At 71.3% G+C, this 26,984-nt stretch carries 23 protein-coding genes; 17 read left to right on the forward strand and 6 right to left on the reverse strand.

The features are described 5' to 3' along the window. Window positions 1–17: 17 nt before the first annotated feature. From WS96_RS28555 to WS96_RS28565, 3 genes are read left to right on the forward strand one after another with little or no spacing between them, the layout of a single operon-like run. Window positions 18–1,787, forward strand: coding sequence for a bifunctional alpha/beta hydrolase/class I SAM-dependent methyltransferase (locus tag WS96_RS28555; protein WP_059837109.1), 1,770 nt, complete (start codon window positions 18–20; stop codon window positions 1,785–1,787). Continuing rightward, window positions 1,784–3,196 (forward strand): phosphatase PAP2/dual specificity phosphatase family protein, encoded by a 1,413-nt coding sequence (locus WS96_RS28560; RefSeq protein WP_059837110.1) that lies wholly within the window; start codon window positions 1,784–1,786, stop codon window positions 3,194–3,196. Before WS96_RS28555 ends, WS96_RS28560 begins: the two co-directional genes overlap by 4 nt. After that, window positions 3,196–3,645, forward strand: coding sequence for a hypothetical protein (locus WS96_RS28565; protein WP_059837112.1), 450 nt, complete (start codon window positions 3,196–3,198; stop codon window positions 3,643–3,645). The genes WS96_RS28560 and WS96_RS28565 overlap by 1 nt, the downstream gene beginning before the upstream one ends. Before the next feature lie 16 nt (window positions 3,646–3,661). Here WS96_RS28565 and WS96_RS33235 read toward each other — a convergent pair whose 3' ends face one another. After that, complete coding sequence (locus tag WS96_RS33235) at window positions 3,662–4,075, reverse strand: diguanylate cyclase domain-containing protein (protein WP_082720386.1); 414 nt, start codon at window positions 4,073–4,075, stop codon at window positions 3,662–3,664. Between the two features lie 323 nt (window positions 4,076–4,398). Between WS96_RS33235 and bcsB the strand changes: the two genes are divergently transcribed. Genes bcsB through WS96_RS28615 form a run of 9 tightly spaced genes read left to right on the forward strand, consistent with a single transcriptional unit; the run spans window position 4,399 to window position 19,115 of the window. Beyond that, window positions 4,399–6,726: a cellulose biosynthesis cyclic di-GMP-binding regulatory protein BcsB gene (bcsB, locus tag WS96_RS28575; RefSeq protein ID WP_059837116.1), complete on the forward strand. Its 2,328-nt coding sequence runs from the start codon at window positions 4,399–4,401 to the stop codon at window positions 6,724–6,726. Window positions 6,727–6,729: 3 nt separating this feature from the next. Then, window positions 6,730–7,959 (forward strand): cellulose synthase complex periplasmic endoglucanase BcsZ, encoded by a 1,230-nt coding sequence (gene bcsZ, locus WS96_RS28580; RefSeq protein ID WP_059837118.1) that lies wholly within the window; start codon window positions 6,730–6,732, stop codon window positions 7,957–7,959. Continuing rightward, on the forward strand, window positions 7,944–11,828 hold the full coding sequence (locus WS96_RS28585; protein WP_059837120.1) for a cellulose synthase subunit BcsC-related outer membrane protein: 3,885 nt from the start codon (window positions 7,944–7,946) through the stop codon (window positions 11,826–11,828). The genes bcsZ and WS96_RS28585 overlap by 16 nt, the downstream gene beginning before the upstream one ends. 16 nt (window positions 11,829–11,844) lie before the next feature. Beyond that, window positions 11,845–13,800, forward strand: coding sequence for a cellulose biosynthesis protein BcsE (gene bcsE / locus WS96_RS28590; RefSeq protein WP_059837122.1), 1,956 nt, complete (start codon window positions 11,845–11,847; stop codon window positions 13,798–13,800). Beyond that, the gene (locus tag WS96_RS28595) at window positions 13,797–14,042 is read left to right on the forward strand and encodes a hypothetical protein (RefSeq protein ID WP_059837123.1); all 246 of its coding nucleotides are present in this window, start codon (window positions 13,797–13,799) and stop codon (window positions 14,040–14,042) included. The genes bcsE and WS96_RS28595 overlap by 4 nt, the downstream gene beginning before the upstream one ends. Next, complete coding sequence (gene bcsQ / locus WS96_RS28600; protein WP_059837125.1) at window positions 14,039–14,818, forward strand: cellulose biosynthesis protein BcsQ; 780 nt, start codon at window positions 14,039–14,041, stop codon at window positions 14,816–14,818. Before WS96_RS28595 ends, bcsQ begins: the two co-directional genes overlap by 4 nt. After that, the gene (gene bcsA, locus WS96_RS28605; protein WP_059837127.1) at window positions 14,815–17,352 is read left to right on the forward strand and encodes a UDP-forming cellulose synthase catalytic subunit; all 2,538 of its coding nucleotides are present in this window, start codon (window positions 14,815–14,817) and stop codon (window positions 17,350–17,352) included. Before bcsQ ends, bcsA begins: the two co-directional genes overlap by 4 nt. A 27-nt stretch (window positions 17,353–17,379) precedes the next feature. Further along, window positions 17,380–18,936, forward strand: coding sequence for a cellulose biosynthesis protein BcsG (gene bcsG / locus WS96_RS28610; RefSeq protein ID WP_059837129.1), 1,557 nt, complete (start codon window positions 17,380–17,382; stop codon window positions 18,934–18,936). Then, window positions 18,918–19,115, forward strand: coding sequence for a hypothetical protein (locus WS96_RS28615; RefSeq protein ID WP_034207030.1), 198 nt, complete (start codon window positions 18,918–18,920; stop codon window positions 19,113–19,115). The genes bcsG and WS96_RS28615 overlap by 19 nt, the downstream gene beginning before the upstream one ends. Window positions 19,116–19,170: 55 nt before the next feature. On the opposite strand, the gene WS96_RS28620 is transcribed toward WS96_RS28615, so the two are convergent. Genes WS96_RS28620 through WS96_RS28635 form a run of 4 tightly spaced genes read right to left on the reverse strand, consistent with a single transcriptional unit; the run spans window position 19,171 to window position 22,386 of the window. Then, entirely contained in the window at window positions 19,171–20,055 is an 885-nt protein-coding gene (locus tag WS96_RS28620) for a pirin family protein (protein ID WP_059837131.1), read from the reverse strand. 31 nt (window positions 20,056–20,086) lie between these two features. After that, complete coding sequence (locus tag WS96_RS28625) at window positions 20,087–20,479, reverse strand: OsmC family protein (protein WP_059837133.1); 393 nt, start codon at window positions 20,477–20,479, stop codon at window positions 20,087–20,089. A 49-nt stretch (window positions 20,480–20,528) separates the two neighbouring features. Next, window positions 20,529–22,100, reverse strand: coding sequence for a cation:proton antiporter (locus tag WS96_RS28630; protein ID WP_059837135.1), 1,572 nt, complete (start codon window positions 22,098–22,100; stop codon window positions 20,529–20,531). A 25-nt stretch (window positions 22,101–22,125) separates the two neighbouring features. Next, complete coding sequence (locus WS96_RS28635) at window positions 22,126–22,386, reverse strand: XapX domain-containing protein (protein ID WP_059837137.1); 261 nt, start codon at window positions 22,384–22,386, stop codon at window positions 22,126–22,128. On the opposite strand from WS96_RS28635, the gene WS96_RS33930 reads away from it, so the two are divergent. Together WS96_RS33930 and WS96_RS28640 are read left to right on the forward strand one after the other, a co-directional pair. Further along, a complete protein-coding gene (locus WS96_RS33930) occupies window positions 22,385–22,681 on the forward strand; it encodes a hypothetical protein (protein WP_156443704.1) in 297 nt (98 codons plus the stop codon). The two genes, WS96_RS28635 and WS96_RS33930, sit on opposite strands and share 2 nt — an antisense overlap. Then, window positions 22,662–23,348, forward strand: coding sequence for a hydrolase (locus WS96_RS28640; RefSeq protein WP_059837139.1), 687 nt, complete (start codon window positions 22,662–22,664; stop codon window positions 23,346–23,348). The genes WS96_RS33930 and WS96_RS28640 overlap by 20 nt, the downstream gene beginning before the upstream one ends. A gap of 66 nt (window positions 23,349–23,414) precedes the next feature. On the opposite strand, the gene WS96_RS28645 is transcribed toward WS96_RS28640, so the two are convergent. Then, a complete protein-coding gene (locus WS96_RS28645; RefSeq protein WP_059837141.1) occupies window positions 23,415–24,338 on the reverse strand; it encodes a LysR family transcriptional regulator in 924 nt (307 codons plus the stop codon). A 98-nt stretch (window positions 24,339–24,436) separates the two neighbouring features. Between WS96_RS28645 and WS96_RS28650 the strand changes: the two genes are divergently transcribed. Genes WS96_RS28650 through WS96_RS28660 form a run of 3 tightly spaced genes read left to right on the forward strand, consistent with a single transcriptional unit; the run spans window position 24,437 to window position 26,969 of the window. Then, the gene (locus WS96_RS28650) at window positions 24,437–24,604 is read left to right on the forward strand and encodes a DUF1427 family protein (RefSeq protein WP_059782752.1); all 168 of its coding nucleotides are present in this window, start codon (window positions 24,437–24,439) and stop codon (window positions 24,602–24,604) included. Window positions 24,605–24,622: 18 nt separating this feature from the next. Further along, window positions 24,623–26,515 (forward strand): amidohydrolase, encoded by a 1,893-nt coding sequence (locus tag WS96_RS28655; protein WP_059837143.1) that lies wholly within the window; start codon window positions 24,623–24,625, stop codon window positions 26,513–26,515. 1 nt (window position 26,516) lies between these two features. After that, the gene (locus tag WS96_RS28660) at window positions 26,517–26,969 is read left to right on the forward strand and encodes a DoxX family protein (protein WP_059837145.1); all 453 of its coding nucleotides are present in this window, start codon (window positions 26,517–26,519) and stop codon (window positions 26,967–26,969) included. Window positions 26,970–26,984: the final 15 nt, after the last annotated feature.

Consider the following 26,984-nt stretch of genomic DNA (forward strand, 5'->3'; position numbering starts at 1 on the left):
GAAACGAGAGAGATCGCATGAGCACACGCACGGCCCGTGAGGCCGACTTCGTCACGCACGACGGTCAAACGCTGTTCTATCGACACTGGCCCGCGACGGGCGCCCGCTGCCGCGGCGCCATCGTGCTGCTGCATCGCGGGCACGAACATTCGGCGCGCGTCGCGCACCTCGTCGACGAGCTCGACCTGCCGGATTTCGCTTTTTTCGCGTGGGACGCACGCGGCCACGGGCGCTCGCCGGGCGCGCGCGGCTACAGCCCGAGCGCGGCCGCGTCGGTGCGGGACCTGCAGACCTTCGTCGAGCATATTCGCGACACGTACGGCATCGCGGTCGAGGAGATGGCCGTGGTCGGCCAGAGCGTCGGCGCGGTGCTCGCGGCGACCTGGGCGCACGACTATGCGCCGCCGATCCGCGCACTCGTCGTCGCGTCGCCGGCGTTCCACATCAAGCTCTACGTGCCGTTCGCGCGGCCGGGTCTGCGGCTGATGCACACGCTGCGCGGGCTGTTCTACGTGAACAGCTACGTGAAGCCGAAATTCCTCACGCACGATCCGGAGCGGATCGCGAGCTACGCGTCCGATCCGCTGATCACGCGGCCGATCGCGGTCAACATGCTGCTCGACCTGCACGATACCGCGCGACGGATCGTCGCCGACGCGGCCGCGATCACCGTGCCGACGCAATTGCTGATCTCGGGCGCCGACTGGGTCGTGCATCGCGGCCCGCAGGACCGCTTCTTCGAACGGCTCGGCTCGGCGCGCAAGGAGCGCATCGTGCTGCCGGGCTTCTATCACGACACGCTCGGCGAGCGCGACCGTGCGCAGGCGCTCGCGCCGCTGCGTGCGTTCGTGCTGCGCGAGTTCGATGCGCCGAGCCCGCGCGTGTCGCTCGCCGATGCGGACCGGCGCGGCGCGTTCCACGACGAATACGCGGCGCTCGGCCGGCCGCCGGCCAGCGTGTTCGCCCGTGCGTACTGGGCACTCGCGCGCGCCGGCCTGAAAGCCGGCGGCGCGCTGTCGGACGGCATCGCGCTCGGGCTGCGGCTCGGCTTCGATTCGGGCTCGACGCTCGACTACGTGTACCGCAATCGCGCGCAGGGGCGACTCGGCGTCGGCGCGCTGATCGACCGCACGTATCTCGATTCGCCGGGCTGGGTCGGCATCCGCCAGCGCAAGGTGCATCTGCAGGAATTGATCGGCGCGGCGATCGGCCGCCTGCGCGGGCACGGCTCGCCGGTGCGGATCGTCGACATCGCGGCCGGCCACGGGCGCTACGTGCTCGACGCGATCGCGATGGCCGCCGAGCGCGACGGCGCGGCGCCCGACGACATCACGCTGCGCGACTACAGCCCGCCGAACGTCGAGGCCGGGCGTGTGCTGATCGCGCAGCGCGGTCTCGAGCCGATCGCGCGCTTCGAGCGCGGCGACGCATTCGACGAGGCGTCGCTCGCGACGCTCGAGCCGCGGCCGACGCTGGCGATCGTGTCGGGCCTGTACGAGCTGTTCGGCGAGAACGCGCTGATCGAGCGCTCGCTGCGCGGGCTCGCGCAGGCCGTGCCGCCGGGCGGCTATCTCGTCTATACGGGGCAGCCGTGGCATCCGCAGCTCGAATTCATCGCGCGCGTGCTGAACAATCACCGCGGCGAGTCGACCTGGGTGATGCGCCGCCGTTCGCAGGCCGAAATGGACGAGCTCGTCGCGCGGGCGGGCTTCCGCAAGCTCGACCAGCGGATCGACGAGATGGGCATCTTCACGGTCAGCCTCGCGCAGCGGGTCGACGCGTCATGAGCGCGCTCGGCGGCGGCGCGGGCGCGCGGGGTGGGCTGGTCGAGCCGGCGGCGGCCGGCGCGCGCGACGCGTCGTTCGCGCTGCGCGTCGGCTGGCTCGCGGCGATGGGCGCCGTGTTCTTCTCGACGTACGGCTTCGCGAACTGGCTCGCCGCCCGCCGCGCCGCGGTGCCGACGTTCGCGTTCGGCTGGGAGCATGCGATCCCGTTCGTGCCGTGGACGATCGTGCCGTACTGGTCGATCGACCTGCTGTATGCGCTGTCGTTCTTCTTCTGGACGCGCCGCGACGATCTGCTCGATCACGTGAAGCGGCTGTTGACCGTGCAACTGGTGTCGGTCGCGTGCTTCATCGCGTGGCCGTTGCGCTTCGGCTTCGAACGGCCCGACGCGGGCGGCATGGCCGGTGCGCTGTTCACGCTGCTGATGGGCTTCGACAAGCCGTTCAACCAGGCGCCGTCGCTGCATATCGGCTTGCTCGTCGTGCTGTGGGCCGTCTATGCGAAGCATCTGCGCGGCACGTTCGTGCGGGCCGTGCTGCATCCGTGGTTCGCGGCGATCGGCGTGTCGGTGCTGACGACCTACCAGCATCACGCGATAGACGTGCCGACCGGTGCGGCCGTCGGCTGCCTCGCGCTGTTCCTGTTTCCGTTGCGCGATGCGACGGGCCGATTGCCGGGCGCCGACGCGTCGCCGTGCGCGGCCAGTCGCGCGCTCGCGCGCCGCTATGCATGCGGCGCCGCGCTGGCCACACTCGCGGCGCTGGCGTGCGTGCCGCGCGCGCCGGGCTGGGCGCTGGCGGCAGGGTGGGTCGCGCTGGCGCTCGCCTGCGTCGCCTGGGCCTACCGGCGCGGCGCGCCCGGCGCGTTTCAGAAAGATGCGCACGGGCGGCTGCCGGTCTTCATCGGCTGGCTGCTCGCGCCGACGATCGCCGGCGCGTTCGTCAATTCGCGGTTGTGGACGTTGCGGCAGCCGGCGCCGGTGCGGATCGACGAACGCGTGTCGATCGGCCGTACGCCGACGACGCGCGACATCCGGCGCCACGGCTTCACCGCGCTGGTCGACCTGACCGCCGAGATGCCGCGCTGGGCCGCGGCCGATGCATCGTTCGCGTATGTGTGCGTGCCGCAGCTCGACCTCGTCGCACCGACGGCGGCGCAGCTCGCGCAGGCCGTCGCGGCGCTCGAACGCCTGCATGGCGAGGGGCGCGACGTGCTGGTCTGCTGCGCGCTCGGCTACGGGCGCAGCGTGCTGTGCGCGGCCGCCTGGCTCGCGGCGCGGCGCGGGCTGACGAATGCGCGCGACGCACTGGCCGCGGTGCGCGCGGTCCGGCCGCACGCGGTGTGGTCGGAGGAAGGTGCGGCCGTGCTGCAGCAGTGGATCGATCGCCGTCGCGATGGGGAGCACGGGTGATGCGCGATCCGTCCGCCCCGTTCAGGATCGCCGCCGCGCGCGGCGCGCTCGATGCGGGTGCGTGGGCGATCGCGGCCGCGCTGGCCGCGGCCGGCGCCGGCGGGTGGATCGCGGTGGGCTGGCCGCCGACGCTCGCCCGCGTGCTGCTGGCCGCCGTCAGCACGGGAGCGGGGATCGCGGCGCTGTGGTACGCGGTGCGCATCGAGATCGATCGGCGGCTGTTCGCCGCGTTGGCGCAGGCGGCGGGAGGTCATGCATCGGTCGACGATGGGCTCGCGGCGCTCGACCGCGCGCTCGTCGATCTGGGCTGGATCGACGCAGCGAAGGCCGGGCGCACGCTCGACGCGCGCGTGCGCGGCGCGGTCGGGCTGTGCCGGGCCGCCGTGCTCGTCGCGGTCGTGCAGTGGATCGTCGTCGGGATCGCGATCGCGGGGCGACCGATCGGCTAGCGATGCGTGCCAGGCGTCATGCGGGCGCGGAGCGCCGCGCCCGCGTTCGCTTGGCTTCGTACATCGCCTGATCCGCCCGCTCGATCGGCGCATTCATGTCGGCGCCGTCGTCCGGCGGCGTTGCGATCCCGATGCCGACACCGAGCCGCAGCGCATGTCCGTCGAATCCGAACGATTTGTCGGCCTGCCGCGCAAGTCGCGTGCTTCGCACATGCGCGGAGGACGGGGTGGCGGGGTCGACGATTTGATCCAGGTCAGTTTTCCACGAAGAAAATCCGTCGCGCGGCGCGCGCTTGCGGTAGCATACGCGCCGCTTGCGGCAGCGTGTTCCGGGCGGTCTGCAAGGATCGCGGCCGGGGCACGGCGAGCCGTCGGCGCCGGCAATTCGCCGTTCCGGCCGTCCGGCGGGCAACGGCGAAATTCTTGCCATTCATGCTTTCCGTGCAGTATTTCCGACCGAATTGAGGTTTTTTCGCTTCTCAGTCGCGAATCGCGGTGAGTTTCGTTCTATTTTTGAGATAGTGTGACGAATGGACGGGCGCCGGTGCCAGGCGCTTCGCCACGCGACGAACGGATCATTGAAGAATCCGCCGCGTCGTTCCGATAAATCAATCAGGCCATATTCGCGTTACGCGACGCGCAACATACATGAGGGGAAGCAGAGGGGATGCGCACTCACGGGCATAGCTGCTTTGCGCGCGTCGGTTCCGACGCGCAGGATGACCGGACGATCGTGACTCCGCGGAGCGGCGCATGAAGCCGGCCGTGTCGCTGTTCGTTCTGGCGGCCGCGATGACTGGCGCTTTCCACGCGGCCGCGCTGTCGGCCGCGCCGATCCCGGCCGCCCCGGCCGCCGCTTCGACCGCCGCTGCCGGTCACGCGGCGGCCCCCGATGCCGCGCCGGCCGCGGTGCCCGCGGCGGCGCCGACGGCGGCCAGCGCGCCGGCCGCCGGCTTGCCGGCGACGACCGTGCATGTGCCGTTCGCGTCGCTCGGCGCGTTCGATCCGCTGCGCCTGCGCGGCGCCGACGACGCACGCACGATCAACGCCGGCGTGCGGCTCGATCGCGTGATCACGGGCGCGCGGTTGCGCCTGACCTACGCGTATTCGCCGTCGCTGGTGTTTCCGCTGTCGCACCTGAAGGTATCGGTGAACGGCGAGGTGATCGCGACCGTCCCGTTCGACGCCGCGCGCGCGGGCCGCACGGTGACGCAAGAGATCCCGATCGATCCGCGCTACTTTTCCGATTTCAACCAGATCGGCCTGCGCCTGATCGCGCACTACACGCTCGATCACTGCGAGGATCCGGCGAACTCGGCGCTGTGGGCCGACGTGAGCCCGACGAGCGAACTGATCCTCGACGAATCGCCGGTGCGCTTGCCGAACGATCTCGCGCTGCTGCCCGCGCCGTTCTTCGACCGGCGCGACAACGGCCGCGTGCGGCTGCCGTTCGTGCTGCCGGCCGCGCCCGATTCGGCGACGCTGCGCAGCGCGGGCGTGCTCGCGTCGTGGTTCGGTGCGCTGGCCGACTACCGGCATGCGCGCTTCCCGGTGTCGGTCGCGCTGCCGGCCGACGATCAGGCCGTCGTGGTCGGCACGGCTAAAACGCTGCCGGCCGGTCTCGCGCTGCCGCCGGTCGATGGCCCGCTGCTCGCGGTCGCCGACAACCCGGCCGCGCCGGGCCGCAAGCTGCTGGTCGTCACGGGCCGCACGGCGGCCGAAGTCGACGACGCGGTCGCGACGCTCGTGCTCGGCCGCGCGGCGCTGTCGGGACCGGCGGCGACGGTCGCGCACGTCGATCTCGGCGCGCCGCGCAAGCCGTACGACGCGCCGCGCTGGCTACCGGTGAATCGGCCGATCGCGTTCCGCGAACTCGTGAACGACCCGCGCCAGCTGGAAGTGCGCGGCACGACGCCCGACGCGATCCGGCTGAACCTGCGCGTGCCGGCCGATCTGCATTCGTGGAACGGCGCGGGCGTGCCGATCACGCTGCGCTACCGCTATACGGCGCCGACCGTACAGGACAATTCGACGCTCGCGGTCGAGATCAACGATCAGCTCGTGAAGTCGTACCGGCTCGGGCCGGCTCATGCGGAGGACGCGCACGGTCGCATGCAGCTGCCGCTGCTGGCGGTGCCGGAAGGGCGCGTGACGAGCGACGTCGACATTCCCGCGTTCCGCGTCGGCAGCGGCAACCAGCTGCAGTTCCGCTTCACGCTCGATTCGCAGAAGACGGGGCTGTGTTCGAGCACGGCCACCGAGCCGCAGCGCGCGGCGATCGATCCCGATTCGACGATCGACTTCTCGCACTTCGTCCATTACGCGCAATTGCCGAACCTCGCGTTCTTCGCGAACAGCGGCTTCCCGTTCACGCGCTTCGCGGACCTGTCGCAGACGGCCGTCGTGATGCCCGACCGGCCGTCGCCGCAGGAGCTCGAGGCCTACCTGACGATGCTCGGCCACATGGGCGAATGGACCGGCTTCCCGGCGCTGCGCGTGCAGGTTGCGCGGCCCGGCGACGTCGCCGCGCTGTCGGGGCACAAGGATCTGCTCGTGATCGACGGTTCGCCGGCGTCGCCGCTGCTCGCGCACTGGCGCGCGGCGCTGCCGCTCGCGATCGGCGAGCAGGGCGGCGCGGGCGCGACGCGCGTCGCGTTCACGGTGAAGGAGCGCTGGCGCAACGGCGTGGGCGTCGCCGACGGCGGCGCGCACATTGAACAGACCGGCCCGCTCGCGGCGCTCGCCGGGTTCGAGCTGCCGGGCAGCCGCGGCCGCAGCGTCGTCGCGCTGACGGCGACCGACCAGCGACGCCTCGGCGATCTGCTCGACGTGTTCGAGAACGCCGGACTCGTGTCGCAGTTGCAGGGCGACCTCGCGCTGGTGCGGCCGGGGCAGGTCGACAGCTTGCGGGTTGGCGAGCCGTACGTGGTCGGCTTCGTGCCGTGGTATGCGCGCGTGTGGACGCAGGCGGCGCGGCATCCGGTCGTGCTCGGCGCGGTCGGCGTCGTCGCGGGGCTGCTGCTCGCGCTCGGCGTGTTCAGCGTGCTGCAGCGGATTGCCGCGCGTCGACGGGGGATGTAACGGATGGCGCGGGCAATGACGAAGCGACGGGCAACGCAGCCGGCGCGGCGTGTCGGCGCGATGCTCGCGCTGGCGGTTGCGGTGACGTGCGCGGCGGCCGGCATGGCCGCGCGCGCGTACGCCGCCGGGGCCGGCGCAGCCGACGCGGCGGGCGCGGGATGCGGCGCGGCGTGGCCGCGCTGGGAGGCGTTCAAGCGCGATTTCATCTCGGCGGACGGCCGCGTGATCGACGTCGGCTCGGCCGATGCGCGCACGGTATCGGAGGGTCAGGCGTATGGACTTTTCTTCGCGCTCGTCGCGGACGACCGGCGCATGTTCGACACGATCCTCGCATGGACCGAGAACAACCTCGCGCAGGGCGACCTGAGCGCGCATCTGCCGGCGTGGCTGTGGGGCCGCGCGCCCGACGGCGCGTGGCGCGTGCTCGACGCGAACGCGGCGTCGGACGCCGACCTGTGGATCGCGTATGCGCTCGTCGAGGCCGGCCGGCTGTGGCACGAGCGCAGCTATACGGCGCGCGGCGCGCTGCTCGCGAAGCGCGTGCTCGACGCCGAGACGGCGACCGTGCCGGGCCTCGGCCTCACGCTGCTGCCGGGGCCGACCGGGTTCAAGCTGGCCAACGGCCAATGGCGCGTGAATCCGAGCTATTCGCCGCCGCAGGTGATTCGCGCGCTCGGCGCGCGGCTGCCCGACGACCGTCGCTGGGCCGCGCTGGCATCCAGCACCGGGCGCGTGCTGCTCGACACCGCGCCGAAGGGCTTCTCGCCCGACTGGGCGTTGTATCGCGCGGGCAAGGGTTTCGGGCCCGATCCGGACACGCAGGCGCAGAGCGCGTACAACGCGATCCGCGTGTACTTGTGGGCCGGCATGCTGGACCGCGCCGATCCGCTCGCCGCGCCGCTGCTCGCGCGCTTCGCGCCGTTCGCCGACCATATCGCCGCGCACGGCGCGCCGCCGGAGCGGGTCGATACGACGACGGGCGTCGCGGGGCCGAACGACGGCAACGGCGGATTCTCCGCGGCGGCCGTGCCGTTTCTCGACGCACGCGGCCAGCACGCGCTCGCGGATGCGCAGGCGGCCCGCGTCGACACGCTCGCGCGCCAGTCGGCGCCCGGCTATTACACGAGCGTGCTGACGCTGTTCGGCCTCGGCTGGCGCGACGGCCGCTACCGGTTCGGGGCGGACGGCACGCTCGACACCCGCTGGGGAGGCCGTTCGTGCGCCGCCCGCTGAAGTGCGCCGTGCCTCACGTCGCGGGATTCGCGTGGCTCGCGTCGTCGGTGTGCGCGGCGGCGCCGGGCGTGGCGTCAGGCGCGGCGATGGCGAACCCCGCGGCACCGGCGGCCTCGGCTGCGGCCGATGCGCGTCGCGAGCTCGACACCGCGCGGATGTGGGGCGTCAAGCATCGCGACGATCTCGCCCGCGATGCGCTGCGCAAGGGCTTGCTGATCGTGCCGGGCGATCCCGAGCTGCTGGCCGAACAGGTGCGCGTGCTGCTGCGGCTCGGCGACGCGAAAGGCGCGCAGGCGTCGCTGGCGCGGCTGCAGGCGCAGGCGCCGAATGCGCCTGCCACGCGGCGGGCGGCCGACGAATACCGCGTCGCGACGAGCGGGCGCGGCGAGATGGCGCAGATCCGGCTGCTCGCGCGCAGCGGTCGTGCCGACGAGGCGGCCCGGCGGATCGTCGCGTTGTTTCCGAACGGCGCGCCGGCGGGGGCGCTCGGCGCCGAGTATTACCAGATCGTGTCGAATGCGCCGGGCGGGCGCGAGCCGGCGATCGCCGCGCTGCGTCGCGCGGTCGCCGCCGATCCGCGCGACACGAGCGCATCGATGGCGCTCGCGCGGCTGTTGAACCAGCGCGACAACACGCGCGCGGAAGCGAACCGGATCGCAGCGTCGCTCGCGAAACGCGCCGACGCGGACCATACGGAAGCGATGGCGCTGTGGCGGCGCGTGCTGCAGTCGGCCGGCAGCGATCCCGCGTATCTCGATGCGCTGCAGGCCTATCTCGCGCTCGCGCCGGACGACACCGAATTCCGCGATCGCGTCGCCGGCCTCGAGCGGCAGCGCGATGCGCAGCGCCGGCTCGAACGCGATCCCGACTACATCGCGCAACAGCGCGGGTTGCAGGCGCTCGCGCGCGGTGACCTGGCCGCCGCCGATCCGCTGCTCGCGCGCGCCGCGCGGGCGCGCGCGGACGACGCCGATGCGCTGGGCGGGCTCGGCCTGCTGCGTCTGCGCGAGGGACGGCACGACGAAGCGCGCGCGCTGTTCGCGCGGGCCGCGACGCGTGCGACCGACCAACGCGGCAAATGGCTGGGCCTCGCGCGTACCGCGCAGTTCTGGGGGCTGCTCGCCCAGGGCCGCGAAGCGGCTGGTGCGGGACGCCCGCAGGATGCCGAACGCGCCGCGCGCGCGGCGCTCGCGATGCAGCCGGACAACCCGGACGCGAAGCTGCAGCTCGCCGATGCGCTGCTCGCGCAGCGCGACTGGGCGCAGGCGGAGCCGCTGCTGCGCGGCTTGCTGGCCGCCCGCTCGCCGAGCCTGTCGGCCGTGCGCGACACGGCCACGCTGTATGAAAACACCGGCCGTGCGGACCGGATCGGCCCGCTGCTCGACGCGCTGCAAGGGCGCGTGACGGGCGCCGACGATCGCCGCGCGCTCGACGGCCTGCGCGGCGACCTGCTCGCGAAGGAGGCGCGCGCGCTGGCCGACAAGGGGGCGCGCGGGCCGGCCGCGCAACGCTACGAGGCGGCCGTGCGCGCGGCGCCCGACGCGCCGTGGACGCGCTTTGCGCTCGCGCGTCTCTATCGCGACATGGGGCTGCCGCAGCTCGGCCGCACGGTGATGGACGACGGGCTCGCCCGCAGCGACACGCCCGAGATGCGCTACGCGAGCGCGCTGTACCGCAACTCGCTCGACGATGTCGCGGGCGCGCAGGCCGCGCTGGCGCCGGTCGACGATGCGCACCGTTCGGACGGCATGCGCGCGCTGGCGCGCAAGCTCGATGCCGAAAGCGCGCTGGCCGACGCGCGCGGCGCGCATGCCCGCGGCGACCGCGCGGCATTCGCCGCCACGCTCGCGCACGCGCAGGCGAGTGCGCCGGACGATCCCGACATGCTCGCCGCGATCGGCGCGCAGTGGATCGACGCGGGCGAACCCGAGCGCGGCCTCGCGCCGCTGCACGACTGGATCGCCGCGCACCCGCGCGAAGCCGACGCGGATGTGCGGCTGCGCTACGGCGACCTGCTCGGCAGCGCCGGTCGCGACGATGCGCTCGCCGCGTGGCTCGACACGCTGCGCCGCGACCCGGCGCTGACGCCCGCGCAGACGGCGCGGCTCGAGGACCAGTCGCTGCGGCTCGTGCTGCGGCAGACCGACGATGCGATCGCGCGACAGGACTATGCACGGGCGCGCATGCTGCTCGATCGCGCAAGTCCGGTCGGCCGCGCGGACAAGCGTTACGCGCTCGAACTCGCCGATCTCGAACGCGCGCAGGGTCATTACGACGCCGCACGCGATGCGCTCGCGCCGGTCGTGGCGCGCACGCCGGACGACGCCGATACGCAGCTCGCGCTCGCGCGGATCGACGAGGACAGCGGCAACCGCGCCGCCGCCCGCACGCGCGTGCTCGCGGTGCTGGCGCGCACGCCGGACGACGACGTCGACACGCAACTGTCGGCCGTGCGCCGCCTGAACGCGCTGCGCAGCCCGGACGACGCCGCGCAGGTGACCGGCCGGCTGCAGGCCGCATATCCGGCACGCGCAGACGTGACGGTGGCGGCCGGGCGCGTGGCCGAGGCGCAGGGCCGCTATGACGACGCGGCGTCGCTGTACCGGCTGTCGCGGTCGCAGGAACGCACGGCGGGCGTGAGCCCGGGCCGCGACGGGCTCACGCCCGCGCAGGCCGCGTTCGCGGAACTCGAACAGCGGCGCAATCCCGAGATCGAAACCGGCTGGATGCCCGCATACAAGTCGGGCGACGAAGGCGTCTCGTCGTATCGCGCGCAGCAGGTGCCGATCTACCTGCAGATGCCGATCCGCTACGACGGGCACGCGTTCGCGCAGATCGACACCGTGCACCTCGACCCAGGCACGCTCGACATGAGCGATCCGGACGCGTATTCGCTGAAGACGTTCGGCACCTATGCGGCGCTCAGGGCACGGACGAATTCGCCGGCCCCCGCGCTGCTCGCGAATCCGCCGGGCTCGCTGCACCAGTCGACGACGGGCGTCGCACTCGGCGCCGGCTATCTGTCGGACGCGTGGCGCGTCGATCTCGGCACGTCGCCGCTCGGCTTCCCGGTGCATTACCTCGTCGGCGGCGTGCGCTATCGCTTCGACGCAGGCCCCGCGAGCTTCTCCGTGAATGCGTCGCGGCGGCCGGAAACGAGCAGCGTGCTGTCGTACGCGGGGATGCGCGACCCGTGGACGGGCGCGGTGTGGGGCGGCGTGCGCCGCGACGGCGTGAACCTGCGCGCATCGGTCGACGTCGGCCGCACGAACCTGTTCGCGGAACTCGGTGCGGGCGTGCTGTCCGGCCGCAACGTCGAACGCAATGCGGAAGTCACGCTGCGCACCGGCTTCACGGTGCCCGTGTACGAGCGCGCGACGATGAAGGTCAGCACCGGGCTCGTCGGCAATGCGTGGCACTACGCGCAGAACCTGCGCTACTACACGTACGGGCAGGGCGGGTACTACAGCCCGCAGCGCTATCTGTCGCTCGGCGTGCCGATCGAATGGGCGGGGCGGCACGATGCGCTGTCGTGGGACCTGACCGTCACCGGCGGGATATCGAACAGCTACGAGAAGGATTCGCTGTATTACCCGACGTTCTCCGACCAGCGCGCCGCGCAGGTGGCGGCCGGGTTCGTATACGCGGGCAGTTCGACGCGCGGCGTGTCGTTCTCGTACGGCGTGAACGGCATCGTCGAGTATCGCGTGAACCCGCACCTGAGCGTCGGCGCGCAGTTGCACATCGACCGGTCGCACGACTATGCGCCGAGCTCGGCGCTCGTCTATCTGCGCTATGCGTTCGATGCGCGCGCGCCGCGCAGCTGGCTCGTGACGCCGACGCCCGTGCGGCTTTATTCGGATTACTAGGGACGAGGGGAACGCCGTGATGACGGAATTCGATGCCAACCGCCTCGCGCCCGGCGCTACCGGCCTGGCCGACCGCTTGCGCACGCTGCTGCGCGTGGGGTCGGCGGGCGGCCGCGCCGGCGCGTTGAGCCGGCTCGCGATCGACGGTTTGCCCGATACCTGGACGCAACTGGAAGCCGGCGGCCTTTATGCGATCTACGCGGCCGGCGGCACGCCGGCATGCGATGCGCTCGTATGGGAAAGCGCACGGCAGGCGCGCACGCGCGACGTCACGATCGTGTTGGCGCGCGATCCGGCGCGCGTCGCTGTGCAGATGGCGTCGCTCGGCTTCGCGGGCGGCGCGCAGCCGGCCGGCTGGCCGCGCAACCTGAACGTGCTGGCGATGCCGGCGGCGGCCCAGCCGGCCGACGCCGGTGCCGACGCCGGCGCGGCCGGCCACGCGTCGCGCCGCGCGGCGTCGGGTCCGTTCGCGCGGCTGACCGGCGGCTTGCGCGCGATGAAGCGCTACGGGCTGCCTGCGCGTTCGCTGTATTTCGTCGAAGGCGCGCAGCGCTGGTTCAGCTGGGACGATCCGGTCGCGCTCGCGGATGAAGCGCACGCGCTGGCCGACTGGTGCCGCACGCGTCGGATCGCGCTCGTGCTGCTGCTCGACCCCGAAACGACCCGTGCGGGCGGCGACGTCCGCGCCGACGATGCGCCGCTCGTGCGCGACGCGGATCGCACGCTGCGCGGCGACTTCCACGGTATCTGCTCGGGCGTCGCGCAGTTGCAGCGCACGCACGGCGAGTTGCTGTGGGTCGTCGATTTCTGGCGCGCGGGCGACACGCTCGCGGCCGGCGAGGTGCGGCCGCTGCGCTTTGCGCCGGGCGGCCGGCTGTCGGCGAACGTCGACGGCGGCGCGACCGAACCGGCGCGCCGGATGAAGCTCGCACGCGACGAGGATCGCGTGGTGGCGAGCCGCGCGGTGGTCGACGGGGCAAGCCGCGTGCCGGACGGCTGGGAAATCGTCGACGACAATGCGGCCGTCGTCGCCGCGTGCGCGCACGCGCAGGCCGCGACCGCGGTACTCGTGTTCCGTTCGCATGCGCAGCTCGAAGCGCTGTGCGCGGACGTGCACGCGCTGCGCCGGCAGTGCGGCGGCGCGCTGAAGATCGCGGTCGTCGAGCGCGGCGAGGTGCTGCGCCAGCAGTTCGAGGTGCTCGTACTGAGTGTCGGCGCGAACCGGGTCGTCGCGCGCGATCTGCCCGCCTCGCGGATGCAGGCCGCCGTGCACGCGCTGCACGGCCAGCTTTACGCGCGGCCCGTCGCGGCCGACTATCGTGCGGCGCTCGCGGCCGCGCTCGGCGATTCGGTGCTCGGCTATCTGCCGGTCGGCGCGTTCTGCCAGCGGGTTCGCGCGGTGCTCGACCGCGGCGCGGTGCTCGCGCTGCCGCATACGCTCGCGAAGCTCACGCTGTTGCCGGGCGTGTCGCACGTCGACGCGCTGCGGCACTGCCGGCCGCGCCGCACGGGCGACATCGTGACGGCCGATGCCGGACACCTGTTCGTGTTCCTGTTCGCGTGCGAGCCGGTCGACGCCGAAGACGCGCTCGCGCGGATCTTCCACGTGCCGGTCGATACGCTGTCCGACCGCGTCGTGTGCCTCGGGCAGGGCAGCATCGACACCGAGCTCGACGTGCTGACGGCCGAGAACCGGCGCGCGCCGATCGCCGACTACAGCGACCTGTTCGCGGCGACGCAGCCGGCGGGCAGTGCGCCCGCCGACCCCGGCGCGGCGTTGCCCGACGCGAGCGAAGTGAGCGACGCGATCGCGGCGATCGATACCGTCGTCGCGCTCGAGGCGATCGGCGTGCCGCAGGCGTCCGCGCCCGCCGCCGTCGCCCCGTCGGCGCCGGACCCCGTCGTTCCCGCCGCGCGTGCGCGCGGCGCCGTCCGCAGCGCGATGCCGCTGCGCAAGCAGGAGGACGCATGATCGCCGAACTCGTCATCGGCTTCGTCGTCGGTATCGCGATCGCGGTGCCGGTGTGGATCGTCGCGCAGCACCTCGGCATCGGCCGCGGCTTTCACGCGCCGAGAGGTATCGACCGGCGCGACGCGGTGCCGTGCGAACTCGTGCCGGTCGTGCTGCGCGGCCGCCTGCTGCCGGGCGCCGGCGGCGACGAAGGTGACAAGCTCGACAAGCGCAGCAAGCACGACAGCGAGGAGGCACGATGAAGACGATCGCCGTGACTTCGACGACAGGCGGCGCGGGACGCACGACGCTCGCCGCCGCGCTCGCGGTGCTGCTCGCGCGCCGCGGCCGCCCGGTCGTCGCGGTCGAATTCGACGCACAGAACCTGATGGGCGCGACGCTCGGCCTCGACACGCTGGCCGAACGCGGTCTCGCGCACGGCCTGCTGGGCGGCGCCGAACCGTGGCATGCGCATACGTGGCGCAACGCCGACGGCGTGCTGTTCGTGCCGTACGGGCAGGTCGATGCGGCCGGCGCCGCCGCGTGCGATGCGCGGCTCGCGGCCGATCCGGCTTGGCTGTCGCGCGCGCTCGACGAGATCGCGCTGCCGGCCGACGGCGTCGTGCTGGTCGACACCGCCCGCTATCCGTCGCCGCAGGCCGGGCAGGCGCTCCGGTGCGCGGACCTGACGCTCGTCGTCGTGCCGCCGGAGCCGGCCGCCTGCGCGACGACGGCCGCGCGGCTCGGCGCGTTGCGGGCCGGCCGCGGCGAACTGCAGATCGTCGTGAACCGGCTGAACCCGGCGCGCGACATGCAGCGCGACGCGCTGGCGATGCTGCGCGCGGTCGCGGGGCCGGCCTCGATGCTCGAGCAGCGCATCCACGTCGACGCCGCGGTGCCCGAAGCGCTCGCGCGCGGCAGCTGGATCTTCGACGACGCGCCGTATTCGCAGGCGTCGCACGACCTGAACGGCGTCGCGAACTGGGTCGATGCATGGCTCGCGGCGGCCGTCGCAGGCCGTGTCGGAGCGGCGCGATGAAGGCCGCGTTCGCGTCGCGACTGCGCGCGTTCGGCCGTCGCGCGGCCGACTGGTGCGCGCGCGGCATCGGGCTGCCGGCGCAACGCACGCGGGTCGACTGGCTCGTGCGGCTGTTCTTCCACGCACCGCCGCCCGGCCGGCCCGATCGCGTGCGCCGCTGGGTGCGCGTCGCGTTCCTGCGGCTCGCACAAGACTGGGGCGTGCTGCAACCGCTCAGCGTGCGCGAATGGCTGTGGCGCGCGATCGTGCGCGCGCCGCGTGCGGCCGACGGCCGTCCCGCGCACGATCCGCTCGCATGGTTCGACACGCTCGTGGTGCCCGTCTACGTGGCCGGGCGCGCGCTCGGCCGGCGCATCGACGCGATGCTCGCGCGTCTGCCGTGGGCGCGCTGGGGCGGCTGGCTCGATGCGCGCGCGAACGGCGTCGGCCGGCGCCGCTGGCTCGCGCCGCTGCTGCTCGTGGCCGGCGCGGTGCTGTGGGCCGCGGCCGGGATGTCGCCGCTGATGCCCGGCGCGCAGTTCGCGTTCTTCGCGATCGTCGCGGTGCTCGCGCTCGCGCTGCGCCGGCTGCCTGGCCACCTGCCGACCCTCGCGCTCGCGTCGCTCGCGCTGCTCGCGGCCGTGCGCTACGTGTGGTGGCGCACGACCCAGACGCTCGACTTCCGCAGCCCGGTCGAAGCCGTCGCCGGCTACCTGCTGTACGGCGCCGAAGCCTATACGTGGATGATCCTGCTGCTCGGCTTCGTGCAGACCGCGTGGCCGCTCGACCGGCCGATCGTGCCGCTGCCCGACGATCCGGACACCTGGCCGACCGTCGACGTCTATATCCCGACCTACAACGAGCCGCTGTCGGTCGTGAAGCCGACGGTGTTCGCCGCGCAGAGCATCGACTGGCCGAGCGCGAAGCTGCGCGTGTACCTGCTCGACGACGGCCGGCGTCCGGAGTTCGCGGCATTCGCGGCCGAGGCCGGCATCGACTATCTGACGCGCGACGACAACCGTCACGCGAAGGCCGGCAACATCAACCGTGCGCTGCCGAAAACGCACGGCGAGTACATCGCGATCTTCGACTGCGATCACGTGCCGACGCGCTCGTTCCTGCAGACGACGATGGGCGTGTTCCTGCGCGACCCGAAGTGCGCGCTCGTGCAGACGCCGCACCATTTCTTCTCGCCCGATCCGTTCGAGCGCAACCTCGGCACGTTCCGCGAGGTGCCGAACGAGGGCAACCTGTTCTACGGCCTCGTGCAGTCGGGCAACGACCTGTGGAACGCGACGTTCTTCTGCGGATCGTGCGCGGTGCTCAAGCGCAGCGCGCTGGAAGAGGTCGGCGGCGTCGCGGTCGAGACCGTGACCGAGGATGCGCATACGGCGCTCAAGCTGCATCGGCGCGGCTATACGTCGGCATATCTGCCGACCGTGCAGGCGGCCGGCCTCGCGACCGAAAGCCTGGCCGGCCACGTGAAGCAGCGCACGCGCTGGGCGCGCGGAATGGCGCAGATCTTCCGCATCGACAACCCGTTCCTCGGTCGCGGGCTCGGCCTGATCCAGCGGATCTGCTACGGCAACGCGATGCTGCATTTCTTCTACGGGATTCCGCGGCTGGTGTTCCTGACGATCCCGCTCGCGTACCTGTTTTTCCACCTGTACTTCATCAACGCGTCGTCGCTCGCGCTCGCGAGCTACGTGATCCCGTATCTCGTGCTCGCGAACATCGCGAATTCGCGGATGCAGGGGCGCTACCGGCATTCGTTCTGGGCCGAGGTCTACGAGTCGGTGCTCGCGTGGTACATCGCGCTGCCGACCACCGTCGCGTTCTTCAGCCCGAAGCACGGCAAGTTCAACGTGACCGACAAGGGCGGCAAGATCGACGAAGGCTACGTCGACTGGTCGACGTCGAAGCCGTATCTCGTGCTGTTCGCGCTGAACGTGCTCGCGATCGTCGCCGGCCTGTGGCGGCTCGTGGCCGACCAGGGCGACGAGGCGTCGACGATCCTGATCACGCTCGGCTGGACCGTGTACAACCTCGCGATGCTCGGCGCGGCGCTGGCCGTCGCGCGCGAGACCAAGCAGGTGCGCGTCACGCACCGGATCGCGATGCGCGTGCCGGCGATGCTGCTGCTCGCCGACGGCTCGACCGCCGCATGCTTCACGAGCGACTACTCGACCGGCGGCCTCGGCCTCGAAGCGGTGCCGGGGCTGCCGCTCGCCGTCGGCGACACGCTGACGGTATGCGTGACGCGCGGCGACCGCGCGTTTCCGTTCCCGGTGCGCGTGACCCGCGCGACGCCGACCCACGTCGGCGTGAGCTTCGAGGAACTGACGCTCGAGCAGGAGCGCCAGCTCGTGCAATGCACGTTCGGCCGCGCGGATGCGTGGCTCGATTGGCACGAGAGCGCGCGGCCCGACACGCCGCTCGGCGGGCTCAAGGAAGTGCTGCGGATCGGGCTGGACGGTTACGTACGGATGTGGAAGGGCGCGGCGCGCGGCCTGCAGGCCATGCTCGCACCGAAACTCGATCGCGCGCGCGACTGACGCGGCGCGCATCATGGAGTGGGTTAGATGACGTTCTGGAATCTGTATTTCATCCTGAAGTTCGCGCTGTTCGCGACCGGGCACCTGCAGCCGTTCTGGCTCGCGAACCTCGCGTTCGCGGTGGCGCTGGCGGCGAGCGCGCCGCTGCGCTCGCGCGCGTGGCGCATCGTCCGGCAGGTCGCGGCGATCGCGATCGCGGTGCCGCTGCTCGCGCGCGAGCTGCATGCGCCGCCGCTCGCCCGTCTCGCGGAGGCCGCGCGCGAGGTCAGCACGTTCCGCGTCGATTACTGGATGGAGCTGTTGCCGCGCCTGTTGCCGCCCGCGCTGGCGCTGACGATCGTCGGCGCGCTGATCGTCTATTTCGTCGTCAACCGCTGGCTGCGCGTCGCGACGTTCGTGGTGGTCGCGCTGGTCGCGATGCCGCTGTGGCAGGCCGGCAGCGGGCTGATGGCGCGCGTTGCCGCGCCGGCCCAGCCGCAGGCGAGCGCGGCGGGCGCCACCCGCGTCGACCAGCCTGAGGATCACAACGCGGCGCTCGCGACGTTCCGCACGCAGGAGTCGCAGCGGCAGGTCGCGTTCGGCCATCTCGGCAGCGATCCGGCCGCGCAGTTCGACGTGATCGTGCTGCACATCTGCTCGCTGTCGTGGGACGACCTCGATGCGGCGAAGGTGCGCAACCATCCGATGCTGAGCCACTTCGACTACCTGTTCACGAACTTCAGCACGGCCGCGAGCTACAGCGGCCCGGCGGCGATCCGCGTGCTGCGCGCGAGCTGCGGGCAGGAAGCGCATGCGGACCTGTACAAGCCCGCGCCGCAGCAGTGCCACCTGTTCTCGCAACTGGCGGGCGCCGGCTACACGGTGCAGTCGCTGCTGAACCACGACGGCCATTTCGACAACTTCCTGCAGGTGATCCACGACAACATCGGCGTGGCCGATGCGCCGATGATCTCGAACGCGGCCGCGCCGGTCGCGATGCACGCGTTCGACGGGTCGGCGATCAAGGACGACTACGCGACGCTCGCGAACTGGTACGCGCAGCGCGCGGCGGTGCCGGGGCCGGTCGCGCTGTACTACAACACGATCAGCCTGCACGACGGCAACCGCGTGGTCGGCAGCGCGCTGACGAGCATCGACTCGTATCCGCAGCGCGCGACGAAGCTGATGACCGACTTCGATCGTCTTGCCGACCTGATCGCGCAATCGGGCCGCCGCGCGGTGATCGTGTTCGTGCCCGAGCACGGCGCCGCGTTGCGCGGCGACAAGAACCAGGTCGCGGGGCTGCGCGAGATTCCGACGCCGCGCATCGTGCATGGGCCGGTCGGCGTGCGGCTCGTCGGCTTCGCCGGCAATCACGGCGCGACGACCGTGATCGAGCAGCCGACCAGCTTCCTCGCGCTCGCGCAATTGCTGTCGAACCTCGTGTCGAACAGCCCGTTCAAGCCCGGCGCGACGCTCGCGCAATACGCGGCCGATTTGCCGCGCACGCGGATGATCGGCGAGAACGAGGGCACGGTGACGATGCAGACGGCCGCGGGTTACGCGGTCAAGACTCCGGACGGCGTATGGATCGACGAACAGTAACGATGACCGGCGAAGGCGACGAAGACCGCCTGTCGCAACCGAACGACGTGATCGGCCTCGCGCGGCATCTGCCCGCGCTCGATCCCGGGCGCTACGTCGACGAACAGGCGCGCCGCGCGTTCGACGCGTCGCTCGAACGCTGGCCGACGCTCGCGAAGCTGATGGGATTGAAGCGGTGAACGCACGACGGCCGGCACGACCGCCGGCCGTCGTCGATGCGTCGCGCCAGACCGCTCATTGCGGCTTGCGTTCCGGCTGGCGCGTCCATTCGCTTTCTTCGCCCGGCACCTTGCCGAACGTCTGATCGGCCCACGCGGCCCGCGCGGCGTCGATCTTCGCGCGTTGGCTCGACACGAAATTCCATTCGATGAACCGCTCGCCCGGCAGGTGCGCGCCGCCGAGCAGCATCACGCGGGCGCCGTGCGTGCTCGCGAGCGCGACGGTCGCGCCCGGTTCGAGCACGGCCATCGTCGCCGGGGCGAGCGGCGTGCCGTCGATGGCGAGATCGCCGTCGACGAGATACACGCCGCGTTCGTCGTGCTCCGCATCGAGCGCGAGCTGCCCGCCCGACGCGAAATCGGCGACCGCATAGAGCGTCGGCGAGAACACGGCGACCGGCGACGCGAGCCCGAACGCGGTACCCGCGATCACGCGCACGGTCACGCCGTCGCGCGTGAACGACGGCAGCGTGTCGGCCGCGTGGTGAACGAACGCGGGCGCGGCGTCTTCATGCTCGACCGGCAGCGCGACCCAGGTCTGGATCCCGTGCACCGGCTGCTCGCGCGGGCGATCCTCGTCGGGCGAGCGCTCCGAGTGCACGATGCCGCGGCCGGCCGTCATCCAGTTCACGTCGCCCGGCACGATCTTCTGCCGGAAGCCGAGGCTGTCGTGATGCATCAGCGAGCCGTCGAACAGGTAGGTGACGGTCGCGAGCCCGATGTGCGGATGCGGCAGCACGTCGATGCCGCGGCCGGCCGGCAACACGGCCGGCCCCATCTCGTCGAAGAAGATGAACGGGCCGACGAGGCGCGCCGCGCGCGCGGGCAGCACGCGCCGCACGACGAGGTTGCCGATGTCGCTTTCGCGCGGCGTGAGCAGGGTCTTGATCGAGGCGGACATGGTGGGCTGGGTCGTGGTCAGGGGGAATGCGTCAGGCGATCGCCGTATCGATCGCGATCGGATGCGTGAGGATCTTGTGCACCGGGCAGGCATTCGCGATCTGCAGCAGCCGTTCGCGCTGCTCGCCGGTCAGGTCGCCGTCGAGCGTGATGCGGCGCACGATCGTGCTGCCCGCGCTGCCCGCTTCGTGCGCGAGCTTCACGTGCACTTCGTCGAGCGGCCAGCCTTTTCGTTGCGCATACATCTTCAGCGTGATCGCGGTGCACGCGCCGAGGCTCGACAGCAGCAGCGCGATTGGCGTCGGCGCCGTATCGCCGCCGCCGAGCGACGCGGGTTCGTCGGCGCGCCACTGATGGACGCCATCGCTGAAGTGGACGAGATAATCGACCGGGCCGATGCTCGCTTCGACGGACAGTTCGCTCATTGCAGTTCCGGGTGGGGAAAGGGGAGGGGCCGGCCGGGCAGACCGGGCATTACGGTTCGAGCAGGCGCTGCAGCCGCAGCTCCTCGAAATCGAGCTCCGATTCTATGCGGTGCAGCACCGCGTCGTCGACCTTGCCGTCGCGATGCAGGTCGAGCAATGCGTCGCGCGACACGCCGACCAGATCGAGCTCGACGCGCAGCATCCGCGCGCGCACGTCCGCGGGCGCCGCTCCGTCGCGGTGCGCGCGTTCGTTGAACGCGACGCGGTTGCGGTATTCGGTCAGCAGCCGGTCGAGCGATGCGCGTTCGAGGCCGGCGCCGCGCTCCCCGCGCGCGTCGAGTTCGGCGAGCGCCGCGCCGAACGCGTGCGCACGCACCGCGTGCTCGGACATCGTGCGGCGCACGGCCGGGCGCAGCTTCAGCACGCGGATCAGCGGCGCGAGCGTGCCACCCTGCACGACGAGCGTCGCGATGATCAGCAGGAACGTGCTGAACAGGATCAGGTCGCGGCCGGGGAAGTTGGCGGGCAGCGCGATCGCGGCTGCGAGGCTCACGACGCCGCGCATGCCCGACCAGCCGAGGACGACGGCCTCGCGCCACGACCACGGCGCGTGGCCCGCGCGCCGCTCGCGCAGGCGCCCCGGCAGCCACATCGCGACGAACACCCACACCACGCGTGCGCCGATCGCGGCGGCCGTCGCCGGCAGTGCGACCCGCAGCCCGGCCATCAGCACCGCGCCTTCGTGGTTCACGCGCGCGAGGATCGCGTGCAGCGCGAGGCCGATCAGGATGAACACGAGCGCGTCGAGCACGAACACGATCGCTTCCCACGTCGCCTTCGCCTTGATCCGCATGTCGGCGTCGAACACGCGATGCTGGCGCACGCCGAGCACGAGGCCGCAGGTGACGACCGACAGCACGCCCGAGCCGTCGACGGCTTCCGCGATCCCGTAGCTGCCCCATGCCATCGCGAAGGTCACGACGATGCCGAGCATCGGCTCGCGCAGGCGTTGCAGCACCCAACACATCGCATGGCCGCATGCGAGGCCGACCGCGATGCCGATCAGCGTGAGCGAGAAGAACAGGCCGGTGGCGCTCGCCGTCGTGATCGACGCGGCGAGCGCGGCCGACACGGCCATCTGGTACAGCAGCAGGCCCGACGCATCGTTGACGAGGCTTTCGCCTTCGAGCACCGCGACGAGCCGCGCGGGCAGCGGGTGGCGCTGCAGGATCGCCTTCGCGGCGACCGCGTCGGGCGGCGACACGATCGCGCCGAGCGTGAAGCACGCGGCCCACGGCAGCGCGGGATTCGCCGCGTGCACGGCGAGCGCGACCGCGACGGTCGTGAACGCCACGGCCCCGAGCGCGAGCGACGCGAGCGCCTGCCGGAATTCCTTCCACGCGGTATAGAAGCCGCTCGACATCAACAGCGGCGGCAGCACCGCCGCGAGCAGCAGCGCCGGGTCCATGTCGGGCACGCGCTTGCCGGCGACGGCGACCACGCAGCCGCCGAGCAGCAACGCGACGGCCGGCGGAATCGAGATCCGCTCGGCGAGCCACGTGAGGGCGCCCGCGCCGCAGATCAACAGCAGCAGGTAATGGAACAGCTCGACGTTGGTCATGCGCGGCCGGCGGCGATGGGGTGGATCACGAAGGCTTGCGGTCGTTCGCGGCGCCGCCCGGCAGCGCGCCGAACATGTGCTGGCTGCACTTGGCGTCGCGCCATGCGGTGTTCAGCCGATGGCCGGACAGCATGCGCCGCGCGACCGGCAGGATCTGTTCGCCGGCCAGCATGCCGAGCAGGCCGACGAGCGCGATGATCGGCGGCGCGGGCGAGTTCACGCCGATCGCGCCGTAGATGACGCCGGCGAGGATGCCGGCGAGCAGCGACAGGACATACGGTTTCATGGTGGTGCGCCTCGTGGTGGCCGAGCGGCGCCGGAAGGGCACCGTCAAAGTCTTGAAAGCGTATCGGGTTTGCGTGAAGAAAAAAAGGGCGGGCGGCCCCGAACGGGCATCCATTCGGGAATCGGATCGATTCCGTTTCTTGGGTGTTCGCGCCGCGCGTTTGCGGCTTAAATATTGCCGCGCGGATGACGATCCGGCGCCGACGCATTCCGGGCTCCTCCCGCTGTCGCGGTCGAGGCAGGCTCCCCTTTTTCGTTCACAGGACTCCATTCGCCATGAGCAACCCGAAGCTTGAAGTACTGACGCCGCAGAACAGCCAGTTGATCTTCATCGACCAGCAGCCGCAGATGGCGTTCGGCGTGCAGTCGATCGATCGCCAGACGCTGAAGAACAACGTCGTCGGGCTCGCGAAGGCCGCGAAGGTCTTCAACATCCCGACCACGATCACGACGGTCGAAAGCGACAGCTTCTCGGGCCACACGTATCCCGAGCTGCTCGACGTGTTCCCGAACCAGAAGACGCTCGAACGCACGTCGATGAATTCGTGGGACGACCAGAAGGTGCGCGACGCGCTCGCCGCGAACGGCCGCAAGAAGGTGGTCGTGTCGGGCCTGTGGACCGAAGTCTGCAATACGACGTTCGCGCTGTGCGCGATGCTCGAAGGCGACTACGAGATCTACATGGTCGCCGACGCATCGGGCGGCACGACGCAAGCCGCGCACGACTTCGCGATGCAGCGCATGGTGCAGGCCGGCGTGGTGCCGGTCACGTGGCAGCAGGTGCTGCTCGAATGGCAGCGCGACTGGGCGCGCCGCGACTCGTACGACGCGGTGATGGCGATCGCGAAGGAGCATTCGGGCGCATACGGGATGGGCGTCGACTACGCGTACACGATGGTCCACAAGGCGCCGCAGCGCACCGCGACGCCGCACGAGTCGATCCCGGCCGTACCGGCGAAGTAACGGGCCGTCGGCCGCGCTCGCCGCAACGGCTGCCGCGGCGAGCGCGTGCCGGCGGCGGTCGCGCGTTCAGGCGGCGGGCAGCGCCCACGGCGCGCGCGAGAAATGTTCGGCGAGGAAAGCGAGCAGCACCGTCACGCGCGCGGCGCGCAGCATGCCGGGGGGCGTGACGAGGTTCACGTTGATGTCCGCGATCTTCCAGTCGCTCATCACTTCCTCGAGCGCGCCGCGCTGGAGCTCGTCCCACACCAGGAATTCGGGCTGAAGCGCGAGGCCGTGACCGGCGACGAGCGCGGGGACGATCACGTCGGCGTTGTTGGAGCGAATGCGTCCGTGCACGTTCACGCCGAAGTCGTCGCCCGATGCCGTGTGACGAAAGCGCCAGTACTCGGGCGTCGGCAGGTTCGTGTAGGTGAGGCACACGTGCTGTTCGATGTCGCGCGGATGCGCGGGGCGGCCGTGCCGGTCGAGATACGCGGGCGATGCGACGAGCGGCCGGCGCACCGCGCAGAGGCGGCGCGAGCGCAGCGTCGAATCGCTCAGCTCGGCGATGCGGATCGCGACGTCGAAGCCGCCGGACACGATGTCGACGATGTGGTCGGTCAGCACGAGATCGATGTCGACGCGCGGATAGCGCTCGAGAAACGCGGGCAGCACCGGCGACAGATGGTGCAGCCCGAACGACATCGGCGCATTCACGCGCACGAGGCCATGCGGTTCGAGCGCCTGCGCGGACGCTTCGTTTTCGATCAGCTCCGCATCGGCGAGCAGGCGGATCGCGCGGTCGCGCAGCAGTTCGCCGGTCGGCGTGAGCGACAGCTTGCGCGACGTGCGGTACAGCAGCATCGCGCCGAGGCGCTTTTCGAGGCGCGCGATCGCTTTCGACACGGTGGGCTGCGACACGCCGAGCAGGTCGGCGGCTTTCGCGAACGAACCCGTCTCGGCGACGCGCGCAAAGATGGCCCAGGCTTCGAGATCAGGAAGGTGTTGCATGGTCGGAAGGGATGGCAGGCAAGCGAAACGGATGCGATGCGCCGCGCGCGCGGCCTCGCGATGCGGGTGATTCTAATCCGGCCGGGAGAAAAAACGTTATGGAATCGTATTTACTTTCATTGGGCGCCGGCATGCTGATCGGCGTCGTGTACAGCGTGATCGGGGTACGTTCGCCGGCGCCGCCGCTGATCGCGCTGGTGGGCCTCGCCGGCATGCTGGTCGGCGTGCAGGCCATCGCGCCGGTTCGTCACTGGCTCGGCTTCTGACCGCATCGAGGACATTTCATGAGCGCAACCGATACCCAACCCGATCTCATCCTGCACAACGGGCGCATCACGACGCTCGATCGTGCGAACCCGCTCGCGACCGCCGTCGCGATCAAGGACGGCCGCTTCGTCGCGGTGGGCAGCGACGCGGACGTCATGCCGCTCGCGGGCCGCGCGACGAAGACGATCGATCTCGGCGGCCGCGGCGTGCTGCCGGGCCTGATCGACAACCACTGCCACGTGATTCGCGGCGGCCTGAACTACAACATGGAGCTGCGCTGGGACGGCGTGCCGTCGCTCGCGGTCGCGATGGAGATGCTCAAGCGTCAGGTCGCCGTGACGCCCGCGCCGCAGTGGGTGCGCGTGGTCGGCGGCTTCACCGAACATCAGTTCGTGGAGAAACGGCTGCCGACGATCGACGAACTCAATGCAGTCGCGCCGGACACGCCGGTGTTCATCCTGCACCTGTACGACCGCGCGTTGCTGAACGCGGCGGCGCTGCGAGTGGTCGGCTACACGAAGGACACGCCGGAGCCGCCGGGCGGCACCATCCTGCGCGATGCCGCCGGCAACCCGACCGGCCTGCTGCTCGCGAACCCGAACGCGACGATCCTCTACGCGACGCTCGCGAAGGGGCCGAAGCTGCCGTTCGAGTATCAGTACAACTCGACGCGCCATTTCATGCGCGAGCTGAACCGGCTGGGCGTGACGGGCGTGATCGACGCGGGCGGCGGGTCGCAGAATTATCCGGAGGATTACGAAGTGATCCGCAAGCTGCACGACGCGGGCGAGATGACGATCCGGATCGCGTACAACCTGTTCACGCAGAAGCCGAACGCGGAGAAGGAAGACTTCGTGAACTGGACGAAGAGCGTCAAGTACCACGATGGCACCGACTACTTCCGCAATAACGGCGCGGGCGAGATGCTGGCGTTTTCCGCGGCCGATTTCGAAGACTTCCGCGTCGAGCGTCCGGACCTGCCCGAGCAGATGGAGGACGATCTCGAAGGCGTCGTGCGCGTGCTCGCGGAAAACCGCTGGCCGTGGCGCATGCATGCGACCTACGACGAAACCATCAGCCGCGCGCTCGACGTGTTCGAGAAGGTCGACAAGGACATCCCGCTCGAAGGGCTGAACTGGTTCTTCGATCACGCGGAAACGATCACCGAACAATCGATGGACCGGATCGCCGCGCTCGGCGGCGGCGTCGCGGTGCAGCACCGGATGGCGTACCAGGGCGAGTACTTCGTCGAGCGCTACGGCGCGCAAGCGGCGGAGGCGACGCCGCCGGTCGCGAAGATGCTCGGCAAGGGGCTCAAGGTGTCGGCCGGCACGGATGCAACGCGCGTCGCGTCGTACAACCCGTGGGTATCGCTCGCGTGGCTCGTGACGGGCAAGACGGTCGGCGGCATGCGCCTGTATCCGCAGCGCAACCTGCTCGATCGCGAAACCGCGCTGCGGATGTGGACCGAGTACGTGACGTGGTTCTCGAACGAGGAAGGCAAGAAAGGACGCATCGCGGTGGGGCAGCTTGCCGACCTGATCGTCCCGGATCGCGATTTCTTCGCGTGCGCGGAGGACGATATCGCCGCCACGACCGCGTTGCTGACGGTGGTCGACGGCAAGATCGTGTGGGGGGCGGGGCCGTTCGCATCGCACGACGCGCCGATTCCGCCGGCGATGCCGGACTGGTCGCCGGTGCGCGAGTTTGGCGGCTACGGCGGCTGGGGCGCGACGCAGCGCAACGGCGCGCCGTTGCAGCGCGCGGCGGCGGCGGCCGCGGCGTGTGGCTGCGCGAATGCATGCACCGTTCACCAGCATGCGCACGCGAGCGCATGGGCAAGCGCGTTGCCGACGTCGGACGCGAAGGGCTTCTGGGGCGCGTTCGGTTGTTCGTGCTGGGCGGTCTGACATGGCGACGCGCACCGCTTACGGCACCCCCGCGTGGATCCGCGCGCTGCTGTCGCAGCCGTGGGTCCTGCCGCTCGCTCGCCTCGCGCTGGTGTCCGCCTATCTGCTCGGCGGCGTCGCGAAGGCGCTCGATTTCGACGGCGCGGTCGCGGAACAGGCGCATTTCGGCCTGCAGCCGGCCGCGCTGTGGGCGGCGCTCGCGATCGCCGTCGAGATCGTCGGCTCGCTGTGCGTGGTGTTTCGCCGCTTCACGTGGCTCGGCGCCGGCAGCCTCGGCATGCTGACGCTGGTCGCGATGTGCGTGGCGAACGATTTCTGGAACCGTTCGGGCGCCGAGCATTTCATGGCGCTCAACAGCTTTTTCGAGCATCTCGGGCTGATCGCGGCCCTCGTGCTCGCGACCGTGCTCGACGATGCGCGGCAACCGGCCGATGATGGCCGTTCCATTCGATGACGATGCAACAACCAG

This window comes from Burkholderia sp. MSMB1835 (genome assembly GCF_001526365.1).
In the GTDB taxonomy this organism is placed as follows: domain Bacteria; phylum Pseudomonadota; class Gammaproteobacteria; order Burkholderiales; family Burkholderiaceae; genus Burkholderia.